Here is a 14,100-nt window from a genome sequence, read left to right as displayed (position 1 = left end):
GGCCTCAGGTTTTGATGGTGCTGATGGTGTCGTAGATCGGCCCCAGCACCGACAGCATGATCCAGCCCAGCAGCAAGCCCAGGATGACCGTCATGGCCGGCTCGATCATGGCTTGCACTTTCTCAATCAACTCCTTCACTTCCCGGTTGTAAAAGTAACTGACATTGCGCAAGGCCGTGTCCAGCGAACCCGTGGACTCGCCCACCTTCAGCATGCGGATCACCAGCGGCGGGAAGATGCCCGTGTGCTGGAAGGCGGCGGTGACGCCGTAACCTTCGCTGATCAGCTGGGCGGCGCGGCGCAGGCCGGCCGCCACCACCTGGTTGCCGGCGATGCCCTCGGACAGGCGGATGCATTCGAGGATGGTGATGCCGGAGGCATACATCAGGGCAAAAAACGTGGCGAAGCGGGCCAGGATGATCTTGTGCAGCACGGGACCGACCAGCCATAGCCGCAGTTTCAAGCCATCCCAGGCGTAGCGGGCCGCCCCGCTGCGGCGGATGAGCGCGCGCAAGCCGAAAAACAGCAGTACGGGCAAGGCCAGCAGCAGATACCAGTAATCGATGAAGACATTCGATACGGCAATGAGCACGCGCGTGTGCAGCGGCAGCTCGCCGCCCATGTTGCGGATGAACGCCGTCAGCTGGGGTACCAGGTAGATCATCAGGAAAAACGTCACGGCCGCCACGACGATGGCGACGACGACGGGGTACATGACGATCTTGCGCGTCTGCGAGGCCAGCTCATCCTGCCATTTCAGGCTTTCCGACAGGTTCTTGAAGACGTCGGCGATCCGGCCGCTCTGTTCTCCCGCCAGTATCAGGCTGGTGAACGTGGCGTCGAAGATGTCGCCATGCTGGGCCAGGGCGCCCGAGAGGGGCAGGCCGCCCTCGATGCTTTCGATCAGGTCCGTGACGACTTCGCGCAGGCGCGGGTGGTCCGTGCTTTCGCGCAAGTCGTTCAAGCCTTCCAGGATGGGCACGCCCGCGCCCGTCAACTGTTCCATGTGGAAACAGAAATTGATCAGGTCGCGGCGGTGGATGATGCGCTTGCCCAGCAGTACCAGGTACTGGCCCGTGATCTTGCAGTCGATCAAGTCGAGCTGCATGCGGTGCAGGCGCGCTTCCAGGTCCGGCACGTTGGCCGCCTCCATGCTGCCGGGAATCAGGGCGCCGGCCGCATCCATGGCGCGGTAGACATATTGCGCCATCAGGCCAGCCTTTCCGTCAGGTCGACCACGCGGCCCACTTCTTCCAGGGTGGTGACGCCTTCCAGCACGCGGCGCATGCCGTCCTCGACGATACCCTTGAAGCCGGCCGCGCGCGCCGCGGCCTTGAGCTCGCGCAAACTGGCGCGGCGCGCCGTCAATTCATCGAGTTCGGCCGTCATCTTGAGGATTTCCATGATGGCCAGGCGGCCCTTGTAGCCCTGGTGCGCGCAGCGTTCGCAGCCGGCGGCGCGGCAGATGCTGACGGCGGGCGCTTCGGACGCAAGGCCCAGCAGGCGGCGCTCGATGGTATCGGCGATGACGGTTTCCTTGCAATGCGGACACAAACGCCGCACCAGGCGCTGCGCCACGATGCCGATGATGTTGCCGGCCATGATGTCGGGCAAGATGCCGATGTCGAGCAGGCGCGCCACGGAACCGATGGCCGAGCTCGTATGCAGGGTGGAATACACCTGGTGGCCCGTCATGGCGGCGGCAAACGCCATTTCCGCCGTTTCGCGGTCGCGGATCTCGCCCACGAGGATGATGTCGGGGTCTTGCCGCATCATCGAGCGGATGCCGTCGGCAAAGCCCAGCTTGACGGATTCGTTGACGGAGGTCTGGCGTATCATGTTCATCGGATACTCGACCGGGTCCTCCAGGGTCATGATGTTGACGCTTTCCGTATTGATATGGTTGAGTATCGAATACAGCGTGGTGGTCTTGCCGCTGCCCGTCGGACCCGTCACGAGGATCACGCCGTCGGGGCGCGCGATCATGAGTTTCAACAAGTTCAATTCCGCCTCGGCCAGGCCCAGGGCGTCCAGCGGCACGATGCCTTTTTGCCGGTCCAGCACGCGCAGCACGACGTTTTCGCCATGCGTGGTGGGCTGCGCCGACGCGCGGAAGTCGATTTGCCGCCCGGAAAACTTGATGCTGATGCGCCCATCCTGCGGCGCGCGCGCCTCGGCGATATTCATGTTCGACATCACCTTCAGGCGCACGGCCATGGCCGGCCAGTACGATTTGTGCAGGCTGCGGATTTGCCGCAGGATGCCGTCGATGCGGTAGCGGATGCGCAGGAACGACTGTTCCGGCTCGAAATGGATGTCCGAGGCGCCGTTTTGCACGGCGTCGGCCAGCAGCGCATCGATCAGGCGTACCATGGGCTGGCTGTATTCGTCCGACGGCGAGGCCATGCTCTGATAGCTGACTTCGCCCGTCTCGATTTCGTGCAGGATGCCGTCGATCGACAGTTCGAAGCCATAGTACTGGTCGATGGCGCGCGAAATGTCCGATTCGTTGACGAGCACGGTGGAAATCGTGATGCCCTTGACCAGCATGGCGCTGATTTGATCGAGCGCAACGATGTTGCTCGTGTCGGCCATGGCCAGGATCAGGTTATCCGCCTGCCGCTCGTAGACGATGGGAAAGACGCGGTAGCGCTTGGCCACGTCCTTCGGTATCAGCTTTAATGCGATGGCGTCGACCACCAGGCTGGACAGGTCCGCGCTGACCTGTTTCAGGTTTTCGCTGAGCGCCTCGCGCACGGTGGCTTCCGTGACAAAACCCAAGGTGATCAGCAGCTTGCCCAGCGGTTCGCTGCTGCGCCGCTGTTCGATCAGGGCGATGCGCAGCTGGTCTTCGCTGATCACGCCTTTCTGGATCAGCAGCTTGCCGAGGGGAAGTTTTGCCTGTTCTGCCATGTGATGCTTATTCCTGACGGGGGGGGATGACGGCCGGCTCGGCCGGGGCCGCAGGGGCCGCCAGTTCGTGCAAGCGCGTTTGCACGACGGCCTGGTCGAAGGCGGCGGGCGTCGTCTGCGCCAGGGTCAAGGCGCGCTGGTAATACGTGGCGGCCAGCCGGGGCTGGTTCAGCCGGTCCAGGCCCACGGCCAGGTTGAAGGCATAGTCGGGGTTGCCCGGCGCGGCGCCGTAGGCGCGGAAGAATTGCTGCTGCGCTTCGTTCCAGCGGCGCTGCTTGGCGTACACATTGCCCAGTGCAAACAGCACGGGGGCGCTGTCGGGGTTGCGCGCCAGGATGGCTTTCAATTTTGCCTCGCTCTGCGCCACGTCGCCCTGGCGCAGCCCGATCAGGCCGGCCAGCGCCTCGCCATCGTCGGGATTGATTTCCAGCAAACGCACGTACAGGGCCGCCGCCTGCGCGCCCTGGTTTTCGCGCAGGGCCACGGCCGCCAGGCCCAGCAGCGCGTCGCGGTTGGTGGCATCCTGCCGCAGCACCGTTTCATATTGCTGACGAGCAAGACCCAACTGGCCCCCGTTGAAGGCTTGATAGGCTTGCTGCACGTCGGGGTTGATTTGCGGCGCGGCCACGCTGCGCTGCACTTGGATCTGGCTGTTGTCGGGCGCGGCCACCGGTGGCAGGCTGGGCGCTGCGGGCGGCGCCATGTGCGCCAGCTGCGCCGCTACGGCGGCCTGGGCCGCCGCCTGTATCATCGCCTGCTGGTCCTGTGCTGACTCTGGCTGGCGCGCGTCGCGCGGGGTGTCGGGCGGCAGCGCCGCGGGCGTCATGGCGTCCGGCGGCGCGGCACCCGTCGCCGGCACCACCACGACGGGGCCGGCAACGCCGGCCGTGCCAGGGGCATCCGTCAGCGGCATGGGCACGCCGGGCAAGTTGGCGCCCGCGCCGGGGCTGGTGCTGGCGCGCCAGTACCAGTACGCCATGGAGCCGACCACCAGCAGCAGGATCGCCAGCAGCACGGCCAGGCGCACGGTGACCGGGTCGACGCTGATGGGGCCCGTGGGGCCTTTCGGCGGCGGATTGCTGCGGCTGGCGCGCGGCCGGGCGGGCGGCGGTTCCGGACGGGCGCGCGGCGGCTCGGGGGGCGGGCCTGACTGCGCGCCTTGCTGCGACCCTGGCTGTGGCTCCGGCTGGGCGCCGCTGGATGCGGGCGGCGGCGCGGGCGCGTCCGCCAGCGGCTCCAGACGCAAGGTGCTTGCCGGCTGCACGGGCGCTGGTGCCGGTGCGGGACGGGGCGGCAGGGCGTCGGCCGGCGCCAGCTCCAGCACCTGGTCGTAGGCTTCGGACGGCTTTTCCAGTTCTTCGTCGGAAAGGCTGTTCTGTTTGGCGCGCTCGGCTTTCTTGAGCGCCTGCATCAGCAAGCTCATGGGAAGTCTCCCTGCAAGCGCGCCTGCGGCCGGACGGGCGCTGCTGGCGGGCCATCCGTGTAGGGCTGGGTGTTGAGCGGCGCCTGGCCGGGCAGCAGGTAGCGGTAATCGCGGTAATCGCCCTCGACGCTGGCATCCTTGACGACGACGGGGCGCATGAAGATAACCAGCTCCGTCTTGCTGCTTGCCTCATTGCGGTAGGTAAACAGATTGCCCACCAAGGGCAGGCTGGACAGGCCCGGCACGCCATCCTTGGCATTGTCGATGGAGTCTTGCATCAGGCCGCCCATCACGGCGATCTGGCCATTGCCCACCTTCATGATCGATTCCAGCTCGCGCGCCTGGATCACGGGCACGCGGCTTTGCACGTTGGCCGTGGCCAGGGCCGGATTCGGGTCTTGCACGTAGCCGACGATGCGCGTGATGGTGGGGCGCACGTTGAGGGTCACTTCATCGCTGTCGGAAATCTGCGGCGTGACGCTCATGACGAAGCCGACGGGCACCGTTTCCAGTTTCGATTCATAGGTGGCCGGCGTGGTGATGGTGCCCGTCGAGCTGATCACGGCGGGCGTCACCTTGATGGTAAAGAAGACATTGTTGTCGACCACCTTCAGCATGGCCGTCTGGTTGTTCAGCACGCTGATCTTCGGACTGGACAGCACTTTCACCTTGCCGAACGATTCGAGCAGCTGGATGGTGGTGGAAAAGCTGTCTTTCAAATAATTGAGCAGGAAGATGCCGGGCGTGGCGTTCGGCGTGACGCCGCTGGACAGGCCTGCCGTGCCCACTTGTCCCTGGCGCAATTGCAGGCTGCCCGTCAGGCGCGACCAGTTGATGCCTTGCTGGTATTCATTGCTCAGGCGCACTTCGATGATGGTCGCCTCGATCAGCACTTGCCGCTTGGCACTGTGCAATACCGCGTCGAGGAATTCGGCGATCTTTTCATGCTGGCGCCCCGTGGCGCGCACGGCGATCAGGCCGCCCTCGACGTTGACGACGACGGACGAGGGGCTGCCCTTGTTGGCCAGTTTGAGCAGCGGCATGCCGTTCGCGTCCAGCGGCTGGCCGGGAGCCGCGTTCTGGCCGGGCGCCTGCTGTCCCGGCGCATTCTGGCTCCCGTTCGGGTTGCCATACGGCATCGGCGGCTGGGCGCCGTACTGGCCAGCCGCACCGGCGGCAGGGTAGGCGCCGGCCTGGTTCTGCTGCTGGCCTTGCTGTCCCTGCTGGCCGGGCATGCTCGTCAATTGCTGGTTCAGCTGCGCCAGCGGGTCCACCTGCACGTCGTTGAGCGTGGTCTCGCGCAGCAGGTCGCGGATATTCTTTTCCAGGCTGTACCAGAAATTATTTTCCGAACGATTCACGACGAGGGTGGTCGAATTGTTATTGCCGTTGCCGCCGCTGCCTTGCGTGCTGCCCACGGGGTTGCTGGCGTTGTTCGACCCGCCGCCCGCCGTGGAGATTTGCGTGGCGATATTCACGCTGCTGTTGGTGCTGCGCGCCATGTTGACGTAATCGACCTTGTAAGTGCGCCAGACGGGCGCGTCGGGCAGCACCGTCAGGTTCTTGCCATCGATTTCGTAGCGCATATCGACTTGCTTGCCGATACGCGCCAGCAGTTGCGGCAGGGTCTGGTTCAGCGCATTCAGGGTGACGCTGCCTTCGATCTGCGGGTGGATGTCGATATTCATGCCCGCGTCGCGCGCCAGCGCAAACAGCAGCGATTGCACGGGCACCTTGTGCACGGTGACGCTGTAGGTTTCCACCTTGGGCGCGGGCAGGGGCGCGGCCAGCGCGCTGCTTTGCTGCACCGGTTCGGGAATGACGCCGGCGGCGACGGGCGCGGCATTGAGGTGGGCCGGCGACAGCGGGGTTTGATGCGTGGCGCAGCCGGCCAGCATGGTGCTGCAGGCGAGGGCGACCCAAGAGGTCAGCACAGGAATAGGGTGTTGAGTCATGAAAAGTTCGCCCTTGAAGTCGTGTTGTGCTTTTGTAATTTTACCCAGCATGATCGCTTAAAAGCAATCGGCTGTGCAGGCTTGGGAGGCAATATGCTGAAATAAAGTCAGGGGGCGCCACGCCCCGGTTTTTCCGGTGTCAGGGCTTTTATTTCTGTGCGGATACTGTCTATGTCGCTCAGCAATATTTTCTGCGGCGACGCCGGGGCCAGCCTGGCCCACACGGCTTCGGCGCTGGCCTGGTCGGCAAAGCTGCCATAGACGATGAGCAGGCGCGCGGTGGAGGTCGCGGGCGGCGTATTTGCGGGCGCGGACGCGGTTGCGGGCATGGTGCCAGGCAGGCGAAACACGTGGAGGTCGTGCAGGCCGGTGGCTTGCTGTGCCTGCCGCAGGAAAGTTTCCGCCGCAACTGTCTCGGTGGCGGGCAAGCTGGCGATGTGCAGCACCAGTTGCTTCGGCCCTTGTCGCGCCAGCCAGTCGCGCGATTCGGCCAGTTTGCTGTCGAGCAGCGTTGACGGGGCGGGCTGCGGTGCGCGCACAAGCGCTGCCTTGAGCGTGCCTGGGGCCGCGTCGGCGGGCGCGGCGGAGCGTGCCTGGGATGCGTGGGATGCCTGGCTTGCCGGCGTCGCCATGCTGGCTGTCGCCGCTGTCCGATCCTCGCTGCCTGCCCGCCATTGCCACAGCAGAGCAAAGGCCAGCAACAGCATCAGCGCGCTCAAGACGCCTGCCAGCAACTTGCCCGCATGCCAGGGCGGGCGGTAAAAGGGGCTGTCGGCGATGGCCAGGCGCACGTGGCGCGCGCTGATTTCCTGCGCATCGTCCGCAAACGCGGCCAGCAAGGCCTTGTCGGCCAGGATATTGATCCTGCGCACGATGCCCTGCGCCGCGCGCGCCAGCCGGCGCCGCGCGGCCGGCGTAAAAACGAGCGGCGCCGGGCGGCCGGCGGCGGCCAGGCGGCATGCCAGATAGTCGTCCAGCAAGGCTGGCGGCAGGCGCGGCACGCTGAAACTGTGGGTGATGCGTTCCTTCAACTGGCGGAACTGGGGCAAGTCCAGGGTGTGTTGCAATTCCGGCTGGCCGAACAGGACGATCTGCAGCAGCTTGTGGCTGGCCGTTTCCAGGTTCGTCAACAGGCGCAGCGCTTCCAGGGTGGCGCCCGGCATGGCTTGCGCTTCTTCGGCCAGCAACACTACCTGGCGTCCCGCCGCATGCCTGGCGATCAGCTCGCCGTGCAGGGCGCGCAGGACGGCATCGGCGCGGCAGCCATCCAGTTCCAGGCCCAGTTCGGCGGCGATGGCGTGCAGGACTTCGTCCGGTTCCAGGCGGGGATTGAGCAGGTACAGCACGTCGACTTGGGGCGGCAGGCGTTCGGCCAGCATGCGGCACAGCATGGTCTTGCCGCTGCCCACTTCGCCCGTCAGCTTGATGATGCCTTCGCCTTGCATGACGGCATACAGCAGCGCAGCGAGCAGCTCGCCCCGCGTATTGCCCGTATAAAAGAAGGCCGGGTCCGGCGTGATGCCGAACGGCGCCGTGCGCAAGCCGAAATGGCGCAGATACATGCCGTGCGGCGAGGGCGCATACGGCCGTCCGGGCGGCGTGGAGGGCGGGACGTGCGGGTCGGCGTTCATGCCGCGATGCAATTGAGGAAAGCCTGTTCCAGGCTGGCGTCTTGCGCCCCGCCGTGACGCGCGCGGCATTCGGCGGGCGTGCCCGTAAACACGATGCGGCCCCCATGCAGGATGGCCATGCGGTCGCACAATTCTTCCACGTCGGCCAGCGCATGCGAGGTGAGCAGGGCGCCGCGGCCTTGCGCGCGCGCTTGCCGCAAGACTTGCTTGAATTGCGCGCGCGCCTTCGGGTCGAGTCCGCTCATCGGTTCGTCGAGCAGCAGTTGCGGCTTGCCCGACAGCAAGCATGCGGCCAGCCCCAGTTTCTGCATCATGCCTTTCGAATACTCGCGCGCGGGGCGCAGCAGGGCGTCCGGCGCCAGGTCCAGCGCGTCCAGGGTTTGCTGCAGCGCTTGCGCATCGGGGCGCACCTTGTGCAGGCGCGCCAGGTAGCGCAGGAAGTCGCCGCCCGTCAGGTAATACGGCGCCTGGAAGCGTTCCGGCAGAAACGACAGGGGCTGGCGCGCCGCGCCATGCCGGTGCGGCTGGCCGAAGATGGCGATCTCGCCCCGTTCCGGCGTACAGAAGTCCAGCAGGCATTTCAGCAGGGAAGTCTTGCCCGCGCCATTCACTCCAACCAGGCCGAACAGTTCTCCCGCGTGCACCTGCAGGTCGACGCCGCGCAGCACGGCGCTGCCCGCCAGCTGCAGATGCACGTTGTGGAACTCGATGGCGCAGGCGTTCATAGTGGCAATGGTCGGCAGGCAAGACGGGGTACGACCGCCATTATTGCCATGGGTGCCGGCGGGCGGCAAGTGTTTACTTGCTGAGTGTTGAAATGCGCAAAAATCAAATGATGGAATGTATTTTCTTTAAGAAACAACAGGTTCTGGAATAAAATACCCCCGCGCGCCGCTGGCGTGCATCGTCTGATGAATCTGTCGAGGAGCAAGCATGGCAAGGCCAGAGAAAGTCCGGCTCGGTGAAATTTTGGTGCAGCAGAAATTGCTGACGGAAGAACAGTTGGGCCAGGCCTTGACGGAACAGAAGCGTTCGGGACGCAAGCTGGGCCGCGTTTTTGTCGAGCACGGCTTCGTCACGGAAGAGCAGATTTCGGGCGCCCTGGCGCGCCAGCTCGACATTCCCTATATCAATCTGAAGTTTTTCAACATCAACCCCGAACTGGTGCGGCTGCTGCCGGAAACCCAGGCGCGGCGCTTCCGCGCGCTGGTGCTGGAAGACCGCCGCGAGGGCTTGCTGGTCGGCATGTCCGATCCCACGGACCTGTTTGCGTACGATGAAATCTCGCGCCTGGTCAAGCGCCATATCGAGCTGGCCGTCGTCAATGAGACGGAAGTGCTGGCCGCCATCGACCGCATCTACCGCCGCACGGAAGACATTTCCACCCTGACGCGCGAGCTGGAGCAGGACCTGGGCGACGTTTCCGTCGACTTCGGCGCGCTGGCCGCCAATCCGGGCCTGGAAGAGGCGCCCATCGTCAAGCTGCTGCAATCCGTGTTCGAGGATGCCACCCAGGTGCGCGCCTCGGATATCCACATCGAGCCGCAGGAAGGCCGGCTGCAGATCCGTTTCCGCATCGACGGCGTGCTGCACCTGCAGACGGAAGCGGACAGCAAGATCGCCAGTTCGCTGGCGCTGCGCCTGAAACTGATGTCGGACCTCGATATTTCCGAGAAGCGCCTGCCGCAGGATGGCCGCTTCGCCATCCGCGTGAAAAACCAGCGTATCGACGTGCGTATTTCCACCATGCCGACGCAGTATGGCGAATCGGTGGTGATGCGCTTGCTGAACCAGGGCGGCACGACCTTGCGCCTGGACGCCATCGGCATGCCGCCCGCGCTGGTGGCGCAATTTCGCGCCATCGTCAGCCGCCCGAACGGCCTCGTGCTGGTGACGGGGCCGACCGGCAGCGGCAAGACGACAACTCTGTACTGCGCCTTGTCCGAACTCAATTCCGTGGAAAAAAAGCTCATCACGGTGGAAGACCCCGTCGAGTACCGCTTGCCGGGCATTAACCAGGTGCAAGTCAACGACAAGATCGAGCTGAATTTCGCCAGGGTGCTGCGCTCGGCCCTGCGGCAAGATCCCGACATCGTGCTGGTGGGCGAGATGCGCGACCAGGAAACGGCGCAAATCGGCTTGCGCGCCGCCATGACGGGTCACTTGGTGCTGTCGACCCTGCATACGAACGACGCCATCAGCACGCCGCTGCGCCTGATGGACATGGGCGTGCCCCGCTACATGGTGGGCAGCTCGCTGCAAGCCGTGCTGGCGCAGCGCCTGGTGCGCGTGATCTGCGAAAGCTGCAGCACGCCGTACGCGCCCACGCCGAACGAATACGAATGGCTGCGCCTGGAACTGGGCGAGCTGGTCGAACGCAACCAGTATTTCCACGGCAAGGGCTGTTCGCATTGCAACGGCATGGGTTACCGGGGCCGCACGGGCGTGTACGAATTGCTGGAAATCACGCGTGCCGTGGCCGATGCCGCCAACCATGCCGATCCTTCCCACTTCATGAAGGTGGCGACGGCGCAGATGGCGGGCGAAACCCTGCGCCGCCACGCCGTGCAGCTGGTGGTCCAGGGCCGCACGACGGTGATGGAAGCGATGCGCATCAGCAACCAGAGCGAGGATTGAGGTGCCGTTTTTCTCCTACAAGGCGCGCAGCGCCAGCGGCGAACTGTTGACCGGCGTCATGGAAGGCGCCGACAGCGGCGCCGTGGCCGATCAATTGATGGCGGGCGGCAGCACGCCCGTCGATATCAGCGCCACGAAACAGACGGTGACGAAGGCGGGCGCCAACCAACTGGGCTGGTGGGACAAGCTGACCGAGAAAAAGGTCACGCCCATGGACGTGCAACTGTTCAGCCGCCAGCTGTACACGCTGCTCAAGGCGGGCGTGCCCATCATGCGCGGCCTGGCCGGCTTGCAGGAGTCGGCCATCAGCCCCGCATTCGGGCGCATCATCAAGGATGTGCGCGAATCGCTCGACGCGGGCCGCGAACTGTCGGCCGCCATGGCGCGCCATCCCGCCATCTTCACGCCGTTCTACCTGTCGATGGTCCGCGTGGGCGAAATGACGGGGCGCCTCGATGAAGTGTTTTTGCGCCTGTTCGACCACCTGGAATTCGACCGCGACATGCGCGCGCGCGTGAAAACGGCGACGCGCTACCCGACCTTCGTCGTCTTCGCTATGCTGGCCGCCATGGTGGTGGTGAACATCTTCGTCATTCCCCAGTTCGAGAAGGTGTTTGCCAGTTTCCATGCGGAACTGCCCTTGATGACGCGCATCCTGATCGGCACTTCGCGCTTTACGGTGACGTACTGGCCCATCCTGCTGATGCTGGGCGTGGGCGGCTTTTTCGGCTGGCGCGCCTGGCTGCGCACGAAAGAGGGTTTATATAAGTGGGACCGCGCCAAGCTGCGCCTGCCGATCGCCGGCAAGATCATCCTGAAAGGCACGATGGCCCGCTTCGCGCGCAGTTTTGCCCTGTCGAGCACGAGCGGCGTGCCCATCGTGCAGGCGCTGACGGTGGTGTCGCAAACGGTCGACAACACGTATCTGAGCGCGCGCGTGGAACAGATGCGCGACGGCGTCGAGCGGGGCGAGAGCATCTTGCGCACCTCGGTGGCGGCCGGCGTGTTCACGCCCGTGGTGCTGCAGATGATCGCCGTGGGCGAGGAATCCGGTTCGCTCGACGACCTGATGGACGAGATCGCGGACATGTACGAGCGCGAAGTCGATTACGAGCTGAAAACCCTGTCGGCGCAGATCGAGCCGATCTTGATCGTCTTCCTCGGCGCCATGGTGCTGGTGCTGGCGCTGGGCATCTTTCTGCCGATCTGGGACCTGGGCCGGGCGGCCCTGCACTGATGGCAAAACCGGTCCGCCAGCGCGGTTTCACCCTGTTCGAGCTGGCGGTGGTGGCGGGCGTGTTCGCCATCCTGACGGCCGTGTTCCTGAACCGGGTCAGCTATTACCAGCAGCAGGCGCAGCAGGTGGCTGTGGCGCAGATGCTGGGCGTGCTGCGCACCAGCTTGCGGGTGCAGGTGCTGCATTTATATCTGGCGGACCGGCGCGACCGGTTGCCGGCGCTGGCGCGGCAAAACCCGTTCGACTGGCTGGCCGACAAGCCAGCCAACTATCTGGGCGAGTTCGCGCAGCCGGAGCTTGAAAAATTGCCAGCGGGGAATTGGCTGTACGATAAAAAAGAACAAAAAATCATCTATTTGTTTAGTAATGGCAATATTTTTCCCAGTAAAAGGGTTGATTTAGTGAAATTTAAGGTAACCTTGCCACGTGCGGATGCCGATCTTGACAAGCTCGCCCAGGAACCCGATATCGTGGTGTGGAAATCGCCGGACCCGGCGGCAAACTGACGCGCTTCCTGGTCCGGTGCAGCGACAGTTTCATGGCGTTGGTTTTGAAGTTTTTTTATTTGATTTTGGAGAAAGCAAGAATGAACAAGTCTTTACGTAGTATGAAAAGCGGCGCCCAGGCAGGTTTTACCCTGATCGAATTGATCGTCGTCATCGTGATCCTCGGCATCCTGGCCGCCACGGCGATTCCTAAATTCATCGACATGTCGACCGATGCGCGCGTGGCCAAGATGCACGCGGCCGCTGGCGCCGTCAAGGCGGGCGCTGCCCTGTACCATGCGCAGTGGCTGGTCAATGCTGACGCGACCAAGACCGTAACAATGGAAGGCCAGCCGATTACGGGGGCCAATGGTTACCCTACGGCCGATGCCGCCGGGATTGGACTTGCCGCAGGCATCGCCACACCTGACTATGTGATCTCCGCTACCGGTTTCTCCGTGTCCCCTGATGCATCGCGCTCGGGCTGCTCGGTGACGTATACCGCTGCCACCGCTACCGCCGGCCCAGGCATCAAGGATCTGGCAGACCCGAGTACGTGTAAGTAATCTTTGAGCACACTGCAAGGAAAGTCAGGCAACATCCGGCCTTCCTTGCGCACCACCAGCCCAACCTCAGGCGCCAGCCCGTTGGGCTTTTTTACGGGCCATCCATTGCAGCAGCCACCAACAGTCTTTCCGCATCGCCAAGCAGGGCCGCCAGGCCGCCTGCGGCGTACGGCTGCACGCGGCTTCACCTTGATCGAGCTGGTGGCCGTGCTGGTGCTGGCGGGTTTGCTGGCGACCTTTGCCGTCAACCGGTTTTTCCAGCGCGACACTTTTGACGCGCGCAGTTTTGCCGACCAGGTGACGAATATCGTGCGCTACGGGCAAAAACTTGCGGTGGCGCAAAACCGTGCCGTGTTTGTGCGCATCGATGCCAACAGCGTGGCCCTGTGCTTCGATGCCGTTTGCAGCGCTGACCAGAAAGTGGTGCCGCCCGCGGGCAAGAACAGCGGCAGCAAGGAGACGCTGCAGTATTGCCTGGGAAGCAATTGGCTGTGCGAAGGCCGTCCGTCCGGCGTTACCCTGTCCACCGATGTGAAAGGCGAGCCCAGCTTTTATTTCGACGCGCTGGGCCAGCCGTATGCGCAGAACGATGTGTTCCCGGCGCTATCGGGTTTCCCTGCGCGGCTGAACATCAGCATCCTGGGTGACGGCACGGAGCGCGTCGTCACGGTCGAGGGGGAGACGGGCTATGTCCATTAGCCAGCGGCGCCAGCGTGAACGCGGCGTGACCCTGATCGAACTGGTGCTGTTCATCGTCATCGTCGGCCTGGCCTCGGCCGCCATCCTGGGCGTGATGAGCCTGACGACAAAGCGCAGCGCCGATCCGCAGCTGCGCAAGCAGGCGCTGGCGATTGCCGAAAGCATGCTGGAAGAAATCCAGCTGGCGCGGTTTACCTATTGCGATCCGCAAGACCCGGCCGCGGAAACGGCGACCAGCCCGGCCGGCTGCGCCATCCCGGAAGGGCCGGGGGAAGAGGCGAACGGCGCGGGGCGGCCGTTCGACAACGTCAACGATTACGTGAGTGCGTATGGCACGGCCACGGAGTACAAGACGGATGCCCAGGGTAATGCCTGGGCTGCCAGCCCCACCCAGAATTACACTGCCTTGGTGACGATCACCGAGCAAGCCCTGAACGGCTTGCCTGCGACGGAAAGCCTGCATATCCAGGTGGTCGTGCCGTATGCCGACCAGCAGATCGTGCTCGACGGCTATCGCGTGCGCTATGCGCCGAATAGTATCCCATGAGTACTCC

12 protein-coding genes are annotated in these 14,100 nt (G+C 64.3%); 6 read left to right on the top strand and 6 right to left on the bottom strand.

The features are described from left to right. Nucleotides 1-4: 4 nt before the first annotated feature. From O3300_RS05715 to O3300_RS05690, 6 genes are all read right to left on the bottom strand, one after another. The gene (locus O3300_RS05715; protein ID WP_251348303.1) at nt 5-1,210 is read right to left on the bottom strand and encodes a type II secretion system F family protein; all 1,206 of its coding nucleotides are present in this window, start codon (nt 1,208-1,210) and stop codon (nt 5-7) included. Then, nucleotides 1,210-2,913 (bottom strand): GspE/PulE family protein, encoded by a 1,704-nt coding sequence (locus O3300_RS05710; RefSeq protein ID WP_305052357.1) that lies wholly within the window; start codon nt 2,911-2,913, stop codon nt 1,210-1,212. The genes O3300_RS05715 and O3300_RS05710 overlap by 1 nt, the downstream gene beginning before the upstream one ends. Nucleotides 2,914-2,920: 7 nt before the next feature. Beyond that, nucleotides 2,921-4,336, bottom strand: coding sequence for a tetratricopeptide repeat protein (locus tag O3300_RS05705; protein ID WP_305052356.1), 1,416 nt, complete (start codon nt 4,334-4,336; stop codon nt 2,921-2,923). After that, a complete protein-coding gene (gene mshL, locus O3300_RS05700) occupies nt 4,333-6,291 on the bottom strand; it encodes a pilus (MSHA type) biogenesis protein MshL (RefSeq protein WP_305052355.1) in 1,959 nt (652 codons plus the stop codon). The genes O3300_RS05705 and mshL overlap by 4 nt, the downstream gene beginning before the upstream one ends. A gap of 107 nt (nt 6,292-6,398) precedes the next feature. After that, nucleotides 6,399-7,922, bottom strand: coding sequence for an ExeA family protein (locus O3300_RS05695; RefSeq protein ID WP_305052354.1), 1,524 nt, complete (start codon nt 7,920-7,922; stop codon nt 6,399-6,401). Continuing rightward, nucleotides 7,919-8,647: an ABC transporter ATP-binding protein gene (locus O3300_RS05690; RefSeq protein WP_305052353.1), complete on the bottom strand. Its 729-nt coding sequence runs from the start codon at nt 8,645-8,647 to the stop codon at nt 7,919-7,921. The genes O3300_RS05695 and O3300_RS05690 overlap by 4 nt, the downstream gene beginning before the upstream one ends. Nucleotides 8,648-8,855: 208 nt before the next feature. Between O3300_RS05690 and O3300_RS05685 the strand changes: the two genes are divergently transcribed. The 6 genes from O3300_RS05685 (at nt 8,856) to O3300_RS05660 (ending at nt 14,093) form a co-directional block, all read left to right on the top strand. After that, nucleotides 8,856-10,559: a GspE/PulE family protein gene (locus tag O3300_RS05685; protein WP_034781098.1), complete on the top strand. Its 1,704-nt coding sequence runs from the start codon at nt 8,856-8,858 to the stop codon at nt 10,557-10,559. A 1-nt stretch (nt 10,560) separates the two neighbouring features. After that, nucleotides 10,561-11,796, top strand: a complete 1,236-nt coding sequence (locus O3300_RS05680) for a type II secretion system F family protein (protein WP_305052352.1) — start codon at nt 10,561-10,563, stop codon at nt 11,794-11,796. Further along, nucleotides 11,796-12,302 (top strand): type II secretion system protein, encoded by a 507-nt coding sequence (locus tag O3300_RS05675; protein WP_369812262.1) that lies wholly within the window; start codon nt 11,796-11,798, stop codon nt 12,300-12,302. The genes O3300_RS05680 and O3300_RS05675 overlap by 1 nt, the downstream gene beginning before the upstream one ends. Then, nucleotides 12,272-12,847, top strand: a complete 576-nt coding sequence (locus O3300_RS05670) for a type II secretion system protein (protein WP_305052350.1) — start codon at nt 12,272-12,274, stop codon at nt 12,845-12,847. Before O3300_RS05675 ends, O3300_RS05670 begins: the two co-directional genes overlap by 31 nt. Before the next feature lie 105 nt (nt 12,848-12,952). After that, nucleotides 12,953-13,546, top strand: coding sequence for a Tfp pilus assembly protein FimT/FimU (locus O3300_RS05665; RefSeq protein WP_369812285.1), 594 nt, complete (start codon nt 12,953-12,955; stop codon nt 13,544-13,546). Continuing rightward, on the top strand, nt 13,536-14,093 hold the full coding sequence (locus O3300_RS05660; RefSeq protein ID WP_305052348.1) for a type II secretion system protein: 558 nt from the start codon (nt 13,536-13,538) through the stop codon (nt 14,091-14,093). The genes O3300_RS05665 and O3300_RS05660 overlap by 11 nt, the downstream gene beginning before the upstream one ends. Nucleotides 14,094-14,100 lie beyond the last annotated feature (7 nt).

This window comes from Janthinobacterium sp. SUN206 (assembly GCF_030587305.1).
GTDB classification, from domain to species: Bacteria; Pseudomonadota; Gammaproteobacteria; order Burkholderiales; family Burkholderiaceae_D; genus Janthinobacterium; species Janthinobacterium kumbetense.
The sequence above is the reverse complement of the archived record's forward strand: the minus strand, read 5'-3'. Positions and strand labels throughout refer to the sequence as shown.